The organism is Paenibacillus taichungensis (genome assembly GCF_047302525.1).
Taxonomy (GTDB): Bacteria; Bacillota; Bacilli; order Paenibacillales; family Paenibacillaceae; genus Paenibacillus; species Paenibacillus taichungensis_B.
Map to the genome: position 1 here is coordinate 5,550,882 of NZ_CP168020.1, position 13,889 is coordinate 5,564,770.

A 13,889-nucleotide genomic window follows, 5' to 3' on the forward strand; every position below is an offset into this window, starting at 1 on the left:
TTGTTCTGTCTGCAAAGAAAGATTTTGGCTCATTGGTCTGGATGATGCCTTGCTCCAAGAGCAAGGCAGTTATATCCCCATAGACTAATTAGGCTCCCCAACCAAACAAGGTACAGCCTCTGAGCATAACTCAGGAGGCTGTACCTTGTTTGTGTATATCAGCTCCCAAGGAAGCAGCCGCCTCTAAATACCAATGAGCAAACTGAATGATGACTGAATGTTATTCTCCCTTCTTCCCTAAACGTGAAACCTTAATGAGATATAAAAGCTGGGAACGACAAAAATGACCTAAATCCCTCTGATCAGGGATTTAGGTCATTTGCTTCTACTATCTTTACTGATTTAAGGAAGAAACGGCTTATGGAGCTGTCTCCAGGAATTTCGCCGTCGGGTTTTTGTCCATTGCGGTTCTCATCGCGTATTCATTTTCGAACAGGACAACATAATTACCCTTTTTATCTTTCACCAGAGCGGAGTTGATCCGGAATTTACTTGGGTCCAAGTTCTCGTCCACGATCCAGCGCGCGAATTGATAAGGCATGCGCTGCAATTGCACGTCTACCCCATACTCGCCCTTCATCCGGTATTCAAATACTTCGAACTGGAGTTGACCAATTACGCCGAGTATGGTCTCGTCGAAACTTACGGTCTGGAACACCTGAATGGTTCCTTCCTCCGTCAACTGGTCAATCCCTTTTTGGTACTGTTTATGTTTCAACGCATTTTTCACGGTAACTTTGGCGAAAATCTCTGGTGAGAATGTTGGCAATTCCTCAAATATAACTTCGCTGCCTTGGCTCAGTGAATCTCCAATTCGGAAGATACCTGGGTCGAACAAACCGATAATATCGCCTGCATACGCCTCTTCCACAATATCCCGGTCTTGTGCCAGGAACTGCTGTGGTTGGGACAACTTGATCTCTTTGCCCACACGGTTATGCTTCACACTCATCCCACGTTGGAACTTGCCTGACACGATCCGCAGGAACGCAATACGATCGCGGTGTGCAGGGTTCATGTTCGCCTGAATCTTGAATACATAACCGCTGAATTTCTCATTCGTCGGCTGAATCTCTCCTGCTGTACTACGACGAGGTTCAGGCTTCGGTGCGAGTTGCAGGAAATTCTCCAAAAACGTCTGCACGCCGAAATTATTGATGGCACTACCGAAGAATATAGGCGTCAGTTCCCCACGCTGTACTTTCTCCATGTCGAACTGGTCTCCCGCTACATCAAGCAGTTCCAGGTCCTGACACAATTGATCATGAAGATACTCCCCTGCCATCTCGCGGATAATCGGATCTTTGTAGCCATCTACTTTTTGTACTCTAATGGTCGAATGATCGTCCCCTTGGAACAATTCCACCTGATTTTTCATTCGGTCATATACACCGCACAGCTCGCGACCTGTACCAATTGGCCAGTTCATCGGTACAGAGCGGATACCCAGTACATTTTCGAGTTCTTCCATCAGATCAAACGGGCTTTGTCCTTCACGATCCAGCTTGTTGATGAACGTAAAGATGGGAATACCACGCTTCGCACAAACCTGGAACAATTTGATCGTCTGTGCCTCGACGCCTTTCGCCACGTCAATCAACATAACCGCGCTATCCGCAGCTGTCAGTGTACGATACGTATCTTCACTGAAGTCCTGGTGACCTGGTGTATCCAGAATATTGACACGATGATCCAGATAATCAAACTGCATGACGGAAGATGTAACCGAGATCCCCCGTTGCTTCTCAATTTCCATCCAGTCACTTGTTGCATGTTTGCTTGCTTTCCGTGCTTTTACTGTACCGGCAAGACGAATCGCGCCCCCAAACAGCAACAGCTTCTCAGTCAATGTCGTTTTACCCGCATCCGGGTGAGAGATAATGGCAAACGTCCGGCGTTTGTCCACTTCCTGTTGAAGAATGTTATCTGCAGCTTTGCTCATAGGTTCTATCCCTTTCATCCGTTCATTCACGTTAATCCGGCGAGGCCGGTCTACCATTCAATCTTTATGCAATCCGGCTATGCCGGTTGATTGTACATTCGCATTTCGCACATTAGGCAATTAAGCATCCTATGTTAATTTTACACATTTACAACGGAGTTCATCCTCCCTAAGCGTTGTGCTTCCATTCATGCCGTAGACCTGATCTATAATCCAACTTTCCTATTGTACCATAATCTTTACCGAAAATAACCGATTACGTACATCAGAATCTTCTCTTTACCGATTGCAAAAAAAGAGCACCCTTCAGCCATCATTATGGCTTCCAGGCACTCCTCATTCATTTCGTTTGTCGAACTTAGAAAATTAATGCATCCAGTGCGTATTGTCCTCCACCAGTCAATGCCAGTGCTACACCAACCACCAGGATTGCAAGGTTATATTCAAATCCGTTTTGCGTGGACCAGTATCCGTTCGCACCATGAACCTTCACAATGGCAATGACCATAGTCAGAGCAATCAGAATGCCGCCTACCGGTGTGAGCAGACCCAGAGCGAGCAGCAATCCGCCGCCGAATTCAGCGAGCCCTGCCAGCAATGCTACCACTGCGCCGGGTTTCATACCCATCGATTCAAACCAGCCGCCGGTTCCCTTGATTCCGTATCCCCCGAACCATCCAAACAGTTTCTGAGCCCCGTGCGCCATGAACGACAATCCAATCACCAAACGAATCAACAACAATCCTACATCCAACATTTTCTTTTCCTCCATTCAATATATACAAAATAGTATTCTTAGATTAAAGATATTATGCTAAATTTTTTTCTTCATGAATGTATTTCGTAACCCCTTCACCTGGTTCACATTTTATCTCATGAATGATGTACGTATCCGATTCGTCATCGGGTTTCGTATGTCTTTGCGTAATCTCTTTATCTCTTGAATTGAGTATAAGTTATATACTTACTTTTTGTCAATAACTTATTTTATTATATGTAAAGTTTTACATCCTCCCACTTCTCCATCGCAAAAAAGACCTGAAAAGATCGCATCTCTGCGTTCTTCCCAAGTCTTATTTATAACAGTGTTAATCTTATCACCAACAAAATGACATCACACTAATCAAAATCCCTGCCACTCATGAGTGATACTCCCGCGATTAATTGTTCACTTGCCAGACCACACTGTCTTCGTCCTGACCGTTCACCGGCCACCAGTGAAACCCATCCTGCTCCAGCAGTTTGCCTGTTGCTTCCGGCCCCCACGTACCTGCTGGATACGTGTGCAGCTCTCCGTGATTTTCCACCCAAGCCGCCGCAATCCGGTCAACGAAGGACCACGCTGTAGCAACTTCATCCCAACGGGTGAAGTAGGTGGAGTCTCCTTCTGCTGCATCATGCAACAGACGTTCATACGCCTCCGGCGAGTTGATTCCAATCATGCAGCTCTGGCAGAAATCCATGGCGAGCGGCTGAATCTCGGAATCCGAGCCCGGCTTCTTGGCATTAATTTTAATATAAATGCCTTCCATCGGATTTACCCGAATCACGAGCAAATTCGGCTCCAGCTTGTACTTTTTCCCCAGATAGACGTTACTCGGCATGGATTTGAATTCAACCACGATTTCGGTCGTTTTCACCGGCAGGCGCTTGCCTGTCCGAATATAGAATGGCACACCTGCCCAGCGGAAATTATCTACAAATACGCGTGCGGCAAAATAAGTCTCCGTATTGGATTCCGGATCAACCTTGTCCTCCTGACGATAACCGGGAAGCTGCTTACCACGATACTCCCCTTCGGTATACTGCCCGCGCACAACGTTAGTGCTTACTTCTTCATTAGAGGTAAACGCACGCAGAGAACGCAATACCTTAACCTTCTCATCTCGAATGTCCTCCGGAAACAAACGGCTTGGCGGCTCCATGGCAATCATCGTCAGCATCTGCAGCATATGGTTCTGTCCCATATCGCGCAATGCTCCCGAGTGATCGTAGTATCCACCGCGTTCTTCCACACCGACCGTCTCTCCCAGGGTAATCTGAACGTTGGCAATATGTTTATTGTTCCAAAGCGGTTCGAAAAAGGCATTACCAAAGCGAATTACTTCGATATTCTGCACCATTTCCTTGCCCAGATAGTGGTCAATCCGATAAATCTCTTCCTCACGGAACACTTCACGGATCTGCTCATTCAGATGCTCCGCAGATTGCAGATCATATCCAAATGGCTTCTCAATCACAAGTCGATTCCACCCGCGGCTCTCCAGCATTCCACCATCACGCAAACTATATGAGACGCTGCCAAACAACTCAGGTGCCAGCGCCAGATAGAACAGGCGGTTACCCGGTGTATTAAATTTCGCTTCCAGGCTCTCAGTCTGCTCACGCAATTCTTTGAAACCGTCCACGTTATTGATATCTAGTGATTTATACTCAAAATGTTCGACAAAAGCATTCCACTCATCGGGTTCCCCCGCCGGATAGCGGCAGAACTCTTTAATGGATTCATAGATGTCTTCCCGGAATTCTTCTGGTGACCTCGGACGACGCGCTACACCAATAACCGCAAAGTTTTCGGCTAACTTGCCTTCGCGGTAGAGACTGTAGATAGCCGGAAACAGCTTCCGGCGGGCCAAATCACCCGTTGCTCCAAAAATGAAAAATACTGCACCTGGTGTCTGCACTTCATCTTGCATTTGTTTTTCGACCATGGGCTCCTCTTTCTTTCCGGGAAGACATCTCCACACTCTCCCCGAGCTATGTAATGGTGTTATATACGCAACATACAACCGTCAATTACCAGCAAATTTCCTTCTTGGATGTGATGCCATTTTAGCATAAAGCCCCATGGGTTGCACTAATTTTCCCAAGAAATATAATCATTATTTTTCCACAATTCATGGAAATTTCATCTATAAAATTCATGATCAAACTTATAAATCTGCTTTAATATTGCATTAATATTCAATCGTGATCACCGGGAAACCTACTGTAACTCGAGTGGTCCCCTTTTCATCATCCTGGTGGACCGCCAGCTGCATGTTCAAGTGATGCGCACCACTCTTAATCGCTATGGGCAGATCCGATGCCTCATAAGACACGCTGGCAGTGCTGTTATCTGTATAACGTTCTATCGCTTGCATGTCCATATCTCCAGAAAGCTGTTCCTCGATTTGCTGCAATTGACTGCTGGCGCCACTTTCCGTTGCATCTGTGCCCTGCACAGCGAAATTCCATGCCGCCTTCATTCCCGAGTCTGTGAGCAACCGGGATACCTGTTCATGTAATGTGGTCAATAAACGTTGGTCCGTATATTCATTGCCTGATAACTGGATGATCGCGTAGTATTCCTTTTCCCCCGTAACGACAACATTGACCAGAATGCCTGTGTGCTGAGCATCAGCAACCCTCTCACTACGATACACATCATGCCCCGTCTGTACAACGCGTTCAGGCTGTTGCAATCCCAGCCGATGAGCGAGCAGCTCTGCTTGCTCCTTTGCATCTCCACGGCCTTCCCCTTGCCATTTAATGACTAAACGCTCCACATGATCGATTGCTGTATCTGCGGTCTTCATCAATTGTTCCAGTTTGCCTGCTTCGGATTCCGTCTTCTCAGCGTACACATGAGTCATGCCTACAAGTATAATGATTGCTAATGCCAGTATGCCTGCTGTCATCCATCGATTTAACATTCGAATCCTCCGCTCTTTCTTGCATTCTATGAATCTATCAACAGCATGCCCCCATTACTCATTTGCTAAACTTCTTTTTGGCATACAAAAAAAGCCCCATCCACCATCTTCATGGCTGATCGGACCTTATATCATATCATGGGCAGACCACACTTCCGAATGCGTCCTGCCCCGATTTATTCACTTCATCTATCTACTCAACAACCCAATAGCGCATGCTGTGCGTGCACATTCTTCATGTCCTACTCCGCAAGTCCATTCTTATATGCATAGATGGCTGCCTGTGTACGGTCATCTACGCCAAGTTTTGCAAGGATGTTCGTGACATGGAATTTGACCGTCTTGATCCCGATAATCAGATCATCTGCGATGTCCTGGTTCGATTTGCCTTTAGCTACTAACCGAAGTACATCCATCTCCCGATCAGTCAATTCATCATGAGCTGGTGCCGCTGCCTGAGGCTGTCGGAAACGGTTCATCATTTTGGAAGCAACTTGTGATTCCAGAACCGATTGCCCCCGAGCCGCTGCGCGGATCGCATCTGCCACCTCATTCGCTCTCGATGTTTTTAACAGGTAACTGAAGGCTCCTGCCTCAATAACCGGATACATTTTTTCGTCATCCAGATAACTCGTTAGCACAATGACCTTGCAATCCGGATACATTTTGAGCAGCTGCCGCGTAGCTTCAATCCCGTCCATCCCTTCCATGACGAGATCCATCAAGACAACATCAGGTTTATACTCCTGTGCCAACCGAATGCCTTCCTCACCGCTGCCCGCTTCACCTACAACTTCAATGCCATCTTCGGTATCAAGTACCGCGGCGAGGCCTATACGCACCATCTCATGATCATCCACGAGCAACACTTTGATCGACGTTTCCGTTTCCGTCTCCGTTTCCATTCCCGTCTCCATTGACATGTTCTTCCTCACTTTCATCAATCATCAAAGGTATCGTAATCTCAATTCGTGTTCCTTTGCCCGGCGCCGTTACAAATTGAATAGCTCCGCCAATTTCAGTCACACGTTCACGCATATTAGTCAAACCATAGGAGGCCTGTTTCTGATCGTCGAGATCGAATCCCTGACCATCATCGCGAATCAGTACCCGAATGGCATCCATCCGGCGCTGAAGTCGAATTTCCATCTTTTCTGCCTTCGCATGACGTAATGTATTGGACATCGCTTCCTGAATAATACGGAACAGATGATTCTCAATGCCTTTGATCAAATGAATGTCGTCATCCATTTCGAGCACAATGTCCATAGGTACTTTTGTTTTCAATTCCATTACAAGATCACGCAGACCTTGTTCCAAATGTTTACCCTCCAGATAGACTGGTCGCAGATGTAACAGCAACGCACGCATCTCCGACTGGGCTACCGAAGCCATCTCCTCAATTAACGCCACCTGCCGCTGGGCACGTGCAAAATCTTTTTCCATTCTGCGTCCAACCGCTGTTGCGGTCATGGATATGGCGAACAGCTGCTGCGATACCGCATCATGCAGTTCTCGTGCCAGTCGCTGCCGTTCCTCCACAATGGCCGTTATTCTGGCCTGTTCAGCCAGCTGCGCGTTATTCGTAGACAGCCTCTGCAGTGAGGATACCTGATCTTCCCACTTTTTGCCGATTCGTCCAAGCTGCTCACTTAATCGGCCGACATCATCAATGCCGAGGTCCGGCACAGTACGTGAGAGTGAGCCCTTTTCCCATTGCAGCAGCGTCTCTCGCAACAGTTCAAGCCTGCGTTTGACCCGGTAACTCTGATAGAATCCGAAGACCGCACCCATACCAGTCAAGAGCAGTAGTAATGCCAGACCTGATTGAATCAGATGGCTCCATCCGGTAAACGGGGCAAGATAACCATATGTATACAATACATACAAGATTACAATGAGCACAATGAAAACAAGGAGGATCCCTTCACCCATACTTCGGGTTACCATGTCGGTATGTCGTTTTGTCTTCATCCGGGTCTCCTCCTTCTCCACCTATTTAACTTATTACGGATTACTGATGTTTAGGTCGCCAACAATATATGAAATGACAAATTTTGCTTTATGTTCACTGGACTCATATCCAGGAGTTCTCCATACCAATTTGTTCATCATGCCACTATCCTGCTCTCCATTCAGGCTAATCCGTCCAAAGAGTACCGATGCCTCAATTTCAACGCCATAATCTTCAGGCAGTGTCAGACGAACATTCCCCATAACCCCCTGCAAAAGTACAATCGTTTGTTTCTCTTCCGGGAGGGAGAGTGACAGATCTGCATTGATCTCACCCAAGGCATGCCATAGGCTCATGCTGCGCAATGTCCATGGTGCCTGATCCCAATAGTAACGAGCCATGAAATTTTGTTTGCGCATGATATTTCCATCTAAATGAATCTTTTTGTTTTTGGAATAAAAATAGGCCAGCGAAGCCAGTACAATCAAAAATACAATCATTAGATTATCAAGCAACAACAGAGCTGCACCGATACCGAGATATCGATAACCTTTGTGTGTGTCACCCTTACGAACTTGCACCATACCTATCGTTAACAGAATCAGTGCGGCGACGGTCAGCAGGTTAATACTTCGGTTCAGTAACATCAGCATGCCGATAACAATGATTACAACAGCAAGCCATTGACCCTTCTTATTCATCTCTGCCGCACCTCCTCTGTAAGTTAATCTTCCCAATTCGACGGAAAAGCCATATCAGGCATTGAATACCTGTATGGCTTAACCTTTGTTCTAGAAACCGTTCTTTATTCACGATTTATAGAATATCATATTGTCTTCTGAGCGAACAGTTATTCTTTTGAAGTACCACCCGTTTCATTCTTGACACCATTGCCGATTTTGTTTTTCAGAGCTTGCAGTTGTTGATCCACTTTGAATTGCTTTTCTGTATCTACAGGATTTGTGTACGTAGATTGTGTATTACGATAAGGTGCGCGGGTCACATCAGCTTCTGCTTCCATTTGCATGATTTTCTCTTCCATGCGATGGAATCCAAGGGATGCGCCACCACTCTCGATGGAGTGCAAGCTGTTGATTTGAGACATTTGTTTTTTGGCTTTCGCCATTTGTGCACGGGATACGAGTTCATTGCGTTTGTTACGCATTTTGTAGAACTCATCTTTCATATCATGCAGCTGTTGCAGCAAATCTTTCGCTTGAGCCTCGGACTGAGCATGAAGTTCTCTGTACTCCGTGATTTTTTGATCGAAGTAGATTTTCTCTTCCAGCAATTTACGTGCCACTTCTTCCTGACCATTAGCCAGTGCAGCCTCTGCCTGAGACTCACGTTGTACCGATGTACGTTCTGCTTCGTCCAGACGCTGTTTCATGCGACGCTCGTTCGCCATTTGTTTGGCGACTGTTACCTCTGCCTCATGAATTTCAGCCTCCATGTCACGCAAGTACTGGTTCAACATTACAATCGGGTCTTCCACTTTATCCAACATATCATTTACTGACGCTTTAGTCATATCCTTAATCCGTTTAAATACTCCCATTTTACTTTTCTCCCTTCTCGTAACGAGATAATTTTTGGCGAAGCTCTTCAACTTCTTTTTTCAATGCTTTTTTCTCAATATCTTTCATCATGGAATCAAGTTCACTTTCTTGCTGTGACCCTGCTCCGTAGGCGTTATTGTCGTAAGAACGTGGACCAGACTGAGGTCTGCTGTTGTATCCTGGGCCAGGACCGAAGTTTCCTGGGCCTTGATTACGGTTGTTTTGGAAAGGACCTCTTGGCGGCTCGTGATCAAAGTTGTTGTATCCTCTACCAGCGTCAGGACCAGGGCCCGGACCATAGCCGTAGGGATCATAAGGTGGATATGGCTCTTTTGGTACCACCAGTGCTGCGATAAAGTAGATTAACAACGACGTGCCGCCAGTTACGAAGATACTGATGACGAAGATGATACGCAGCAAGGTTGAATCCATGCCGATCGACTCGGATATCCCACCACATAATCCTGTCAGCATCCGGTCACGCGTTGAGCGATATAATTTGCTCATGTGCTTACTCCTTTCGTTTACTTGTATCCTCTTACGTGATCAGCACCATAAGTGTATGGATCAGCGTGATAGGATTCTTTTGGCACTACCAATGCAGCGATGAAGTAGATCAGCAATGATGTACCTCCCGTAGCGAAAATACTGATGAAGAAAATGATACGCAGCAGCGTGGAACTAAATCCAAGATTTTCAGAAATGCCGCCGATCAAACCTGTCAGCATACGATTACGCGATGAGCGGTAAAGTTTATTCATGTGTCTACTCCTTTCTGTCATTGTTCAGCTTTTGTTTCAGCCGCTCTAGTTCTTTGTCCAGCGTAGAGGAAGACATGGTACCAGACGTTCCTGCCCCATCCTGACTCATCCGCCGCAAATCCCGGAGACTTTGTGCCTCATATTCGAGATCAGAAACCTGATCGTCCAGCCGGTTGAACATACGGGGTACATTCTGACCGTTGTAGTGACCTCTCTGATTCATTCGTTGCTGCAATTGAATCGTCTGCATACGAGCGTAGTAATATTGGCGTTTGCTGTATACATTTTGATACTCCACTTTCAGTTGGTCGATCTGTTCATCAAGTTCCTGTAAAGCCGCATTGCTTTGTGCGTACAATTCATTGTATTGCTCCATTTTTTCCTCGTGGAGAATTTTCTCCTGCAAAGCAAGTTTAGCTAAATGCTCCTCGCCTGCTTTAAGAGCCATGGAAGCTTGCTCTTCCCGTTTGTGTACCATACCTGCTGCCTGATCCGCTTGTTGTTTCATTTGTCTGGTATGGCTTGCATATTGATGACGAAGCTTCTCGGCTTCACCGATGTCTTGGCGGGTCGAGACCAGAAACTGATCAATCAGTTTGACTGGATCCTGACTTTGCTCCAGATGTTCGTTTAAATTAGCTACGGTAATGTCCCGCATTCGACGAAATACACTCATTTTGTCTGTCCTCCTTATCATAATCGTGAAAGCTTAGTAACGGCCACGACGACTGCGATTATTACTCAACATGGAGAATCCGAAGATGATTAACCCAATCGCGATGATCGGTCCGATCAGCCAGGCCAGTTTACCCAGCAATGAGAGGATACCGATGAAGAGAACAATCCATCCAAGCAATACATTTCCTCGTTTAACTCCGTAGTAGCCAAGTGCAATCATCAGGATCGGAATTAGATAACCCATTAAATGTCCCAGTAGAGGAGTTAACTTTCCGAAGAGGAGAAGTGCACCCAACGCAATCAGTACAACCGCCCATCCATTTCCTTTATTCCATCTCATAATTATTGTTCACCACCCTTTCGGTTCGTTAATTTTGGTTTGTGTGTTTGTTCGTTTGTTTCTTGTTTAACCTTATGTCCTTATTCTAGGGGAAACTGCGACTTTTCAAAACAGACCGTGGACGGTTTTTCATCCTAGACTCAGGTCGGGGATCGGGTTGGACCTTTGACTGTCCCTGGATCAGACCATTGACCACTGTACCGAATAAAGGCCTTAGATATTCCTTATTGCCCTCTTTCAAAGCCGTTCCCCCCGTGTGTGGGAATAAGACACCCATACCTCTTATCTACGTTCTCCCTTCACTGACGTTTCCCATTACGCATTCCATAAAAGCTAAAACGGCCTCTAACATAATTTGAAGGATTTCATAACTTTGATTTTCACCTAAACTTTTATTACTTTTTTATCCAAATAAACAAAATTTATATTGTTCTATATGTAAGCGTTTACTAAAATAGGAAGTGTTACTAATCCAAAGTCAGGAGTGGACCTGTGCGATCATTCAGCTATCTACATAAAATGATAGTCTTCGGAATCTTGTTAAGTACCCTGCCCATTCTGTTGACGGGAATCGCCGCCTTTGTCTATTCTTCGAAACAATCAGAGCTGCATCGTGCTCAAGCTAATAAACAACTGTTAATCCAAATGCAAACCAATGTGGAGCACAAACTTGCAACCGTAAGCTATATGCTCGATCAGGCCGTTCGGTCACCGGAAGCGCTCCATTCTCTAACTTCATCATCATCGGTCCAAGGCACCTTACCTTTGTTTGCTGAGAAGTTACAGACCGAATTCAAGAATATGAGGTCATGGGAGCCTCTAATGGATATTACACTCGTAAATCAGACCCAGGACTGGCTTATCGATCATGCTGGCCTATACCTTAATGCTGATTTCCCAATGGCTCTACCGATGAAAGACTTGTTATCGAACACACTCACATCCGGTTGGCAGCTTACACCATCATCTGTGTTTAACAATAATGAACGCCTAGTGAATTCCGGCTGCATCTATCATATTGCACTTGCCAGATCGATACCCGATGTAAATGTTTCTTCTGACGCTGCCCTGATTGCGGGAATTCCCGCGTGTTCACTGCAAAAACCACTGGAAGAGGAGTCTCCAGACAGCTCTGCGGCCGGACTGATCATTTTGAATCGTGAACAGCGTATTATGGTTCATCCTGATCCTCGATATATTGGACAGCCCATGGCTGCAGCAGGAATAAAAGATAGCAAATCGGGTGCCAACTTTAGCGACCTTTTATCTAATCGCGGATTCGCTGCCTCTTCTGGCCAACGGGAGGTACGTATTGCTGATACACATTACTCGCTGTCCTATACGCATTCTTCTCTAAAAGGGTGGACATATATTCTCGCTTCACCTACGAATATTCTTACTCACGAATATGTTCAGATTGGGCTACACACCATGTATATCAGTGTCGTTATGCTACTGCTTTCACTGTTGCTCTCATGGATCGGGTCAAGGCGAATGCATATTCCCATCCGCAGGCTTCTTGCACAACTCGGTGACAAACGCTTACCCAAAAATCGCCTTGGAAGCAAGTCTACACTTCATATGGATGAATTTGATCAAATCGGAGCCGGCATTTCCCAGCTATCTACTTCTCAATCCCAGCTTGAAAGCAAACTAAATCAATATATGTTGCAGCTCCGTACTCATTTTCTAATCAACCTGCTACTGGGCAAAAATGCACCGTCCACTCTTCATGACACACTCAGAGAGAATGGTTATGGTTCACAGCTTCACGAGTGGCAACAAATAGCCGTCATTGCAGTTCAGGCTGATCTTGTAAATCACACCAAATATCATGCCAAGGATCGTGATTTGTTGCTGTTTGCCGTTCAAAATATACTGGAGGAGAGTGTTTATGTAGAACAACAGTTACTTCCTGTGGTATATGAACAGGCTGTCATTACAATCATCGGTACCCCTGAGCAAGATCGTGTTCGTTTTTCACAGCATCTGTATACGTTAACGGAACAACTCCAACATCAGATCAGGGAGATCCTTAGTCTCCAGGTAAGCATTGGCTTTAGTCAGCCTCACACCTCCCTATTTCAGATACCGCAAGCTTATACGGAGGCCCTTGAAGCGCTCAAGCATCGAATGAAACTGGGAGCAGGCATCATCTTTCAATTTGAGGCGAACGATAATCGTATATCTCATTGGGCATTGCCATATCCCGAATCATTGGAGTATACGCTGATACAGGCTATCCAAAATGCCGATGAAGTTCAGGCCTCATCTCATCTCCATCAGTTGCTTGAAGTGCTTTTTGGCATGGAATGCACACCGGAAGAATACCAGGTAGCACTTACCCGATTGTTAACACATATATTGCAGATGATGCAGGAATCCGGTATACGACTAGGGCAGATTTCCAAACGACATGGGTCTATTTTCAATGAACTTCATGCTTTACAGTACGCAGCTGAGGTTGAGCAATGGTTTAACGAACATATTATCATACCGATCATTCTCATTTTGAAGGAAAGACAGTACGCCCAATATCAGCATATCTCTGAGAAAATGATTGTCATGATTCAGCAAGAATACGATAAAGATCTGACGTTGGAGGAGTGCGCATCCAGACTTCACTACAATGCAAACTACCTAAGTAGTGTGTTCCGCAAAGAGACAGGCTGTGCATTTAGTGAGTATCTGACGAAGTACCGCTTCAGTATGGCTAAAAAGTGGCTGGACGAAAGCCAGCTAACGGTCAAGGATATCGCTGCACGGCTTCGTTATAACAACCCGCAGAACTTTATCCGCTCTTTTCGAAAATGGGAAGGAATCACGCCTGGACAGTATAGGGAACGTAAGCAGAAGCCTGATCTATCCATGAAAAAGTAAGCGGCTCTTTTGAGGATGAAGTATGACGGTTATAACTATTTCTTCTATAGAAGAAGAACGTTTGTTGATTAGTCGAAGAA

General features: G+C 45.7%; 13 protein-coding genes. 1 reads left to right on the top strand and 12 read right to left on the bottom strand.

Annotated features, from left to right (window positions below):
* Nucleotides 1–358: 358 nt before the first annotated feature.
* The 12 genes from ACDJ58_RS25065 to ACDJ58_RS25120 all read right to left on the bottom strand — a co-directional run bounded on the left by ACDJ58_RS25065 (nt 359) and on the right by ACDJ58_RS25120 (nt 10,929).
* On the bottom strand, nt 359–1,942 hold the full coding sequence (locus ACDJ58_RS25065; RefSeq protein ID WP_413373551.1) for a peptide chain release factor 3: 1,584 nt from the start codon (nt 1,940–1,942) through the stop codon (nt 359–361).
* Between the two features lie 358 nt (nt 1,943–2,300).
* Complete coding sequence (locus ACDJ58_RS25070) at nt 2,301–2,699, bottom strand: DoxX family protein (RefSeq protein WP_413373553.1); 399 nt, start codon at nt 2,697–2,699, stop codon at nt 2,301–2,303.
* Nucleotides 2,700–3,102: 403 nt separating this feature from the next.
* Nucleotides 3,103–4,653, bottom strand: coding sequence for a glucose-6-phosphate dehydrogenase (zwf, locus tag ACDJ58_RS25075; protein WP_413373555.1), 1,551 nt, complete (start codon nt 4,651–4,653; stop codon nt 3,103–3,105).
* Between the two features lie 246 nt (nt 4,654–4,899).
* Nucleotides 4,900–5,637: a YwmB family TATA-box binding protein gene (locus ACDJ58_RS25080; RefSeq protein WP_413373556.1), complete on the bottom strand. Its 738-nt coding sequence runs from the start codon at nt 5,635–5,637 to the stop codon at nt 4,900–4,902.
* Nucleotides 5,638–5,879: 242 nt separating this feature from the next.
* On the bottom strand, nt 5,880–6,554 hold the full coding sequence (locus ACDJ58_RS25085; protein WP_413373558.1) for a response regulator: 675 nt from the start codon (nt 6,552–6,554) through the stop codon (nt 5,880–5,882).
* Nucleotides 6,490–7,611 (bottom strand): sensor histidine kinase, encoded by a 1,122-nt coding sequence (locus tag ACDJ58_RS25090; RefSeq protein WP_413373560.1) that lies wholly within the window; start codon nt 7,609–7,611, stop codon nt 6,490–6,492. The genes ACDJ58_RS25085 and ACDJ58_RS25090 overlap by 65 nt, the downstream gene beginning before the upstream one ends.
* Nucleotides 7,612–7,644: 33 nt before the next feature.
* Nucleotides 7,645–8,292: a cell wall-active antibiotics response protein LiaF gene (gene liaF, locus ACDJ58_RS25095; RefSeq protein WP_413373562.1), complete on the bottom strand. Its 648-nt coding sequence runs from the start codon at nt 8,290–8,292 to the stop codon at nt 7,645–7,647.
* Nucleotides 8,293–8,441: 149 nt separating this feature from the next.
* Entirely contained in the window at nt 8,442–9,149 is a 708-nt protein-coding gene (locus tag ACDJ58_RS25100; protein ID WP_413373563.1) for a PspA/IM30 family protein, read from the bottom strand.
* A gap of 1 nt (nt 9,150) precedes the next feature.
* Complete coding sequence (locus ACDJ58_RS25105; protein ID WP_413373565.1) at nt 9,151–9,657, bottom strand: PspC domain-containing protein; 507 nt, start codon at nt 9,655–9,657, stop codon at nt 9,151–9,153.
* A gap of 17 nt (nt 9,658–9,674) precedes the next feature.
* Nucleotides 9,675–9,911: a PspC domain-containing protein gene (locus ACDJ58_RS25110; RefSeq protein ID WP_379446868.1), complete on the bottom strand. Its 237-nt coding sequence runs from the start codon at nt 9,909–9,911 to the stop codon at nt 9,675–9,677.
* 4 nt (nt 9,912–9,915) lie between these two features.
* Nucleotides 9,916–10,587, bottom strand: coding sequence for a PspA/IM30 family protein (locus tag ACDJ58_RS25115; RefSeq protein ID WP_110002425.1), 672 nt, complete (start codon nt 10,585–10,587; stop codon nt 9,916–9,918).
* Nucleotides 10,588–10,620: 33 nt separating this feature from the next.
* Nucleotides 10,621–10,929: a LiaF transmembrane domain-containing protein gene (locus ACDJ58_RS25120; protein WP_062324034.1), complete on the bottom strand. Its 309-nt coding sequence runs from the start codon at nt 10,927–10,929 to the stop codon at nt 10,621–10,623.
* A 492-nt stretch (nt 10,930–11,421) separates the two neighbouring features.
* Between ACDJ58_RS25120 and ACDJ58_RS25125 the strand changes: the two genes are divergently transcribed.
* A complete protein-coding gene (locus tag ACDJ58_RS25125) occupies nt 11,422–13,809 on the top strand; it encodes a helix-turn-helix domain-containing protein (RefSeq protein WP_413373567.1) in 2,388 nt (795 codons plus the stop codon).
* The last annotated feature ends 80 nt before the right edge of the window (nt 13,810–13,889 follow it).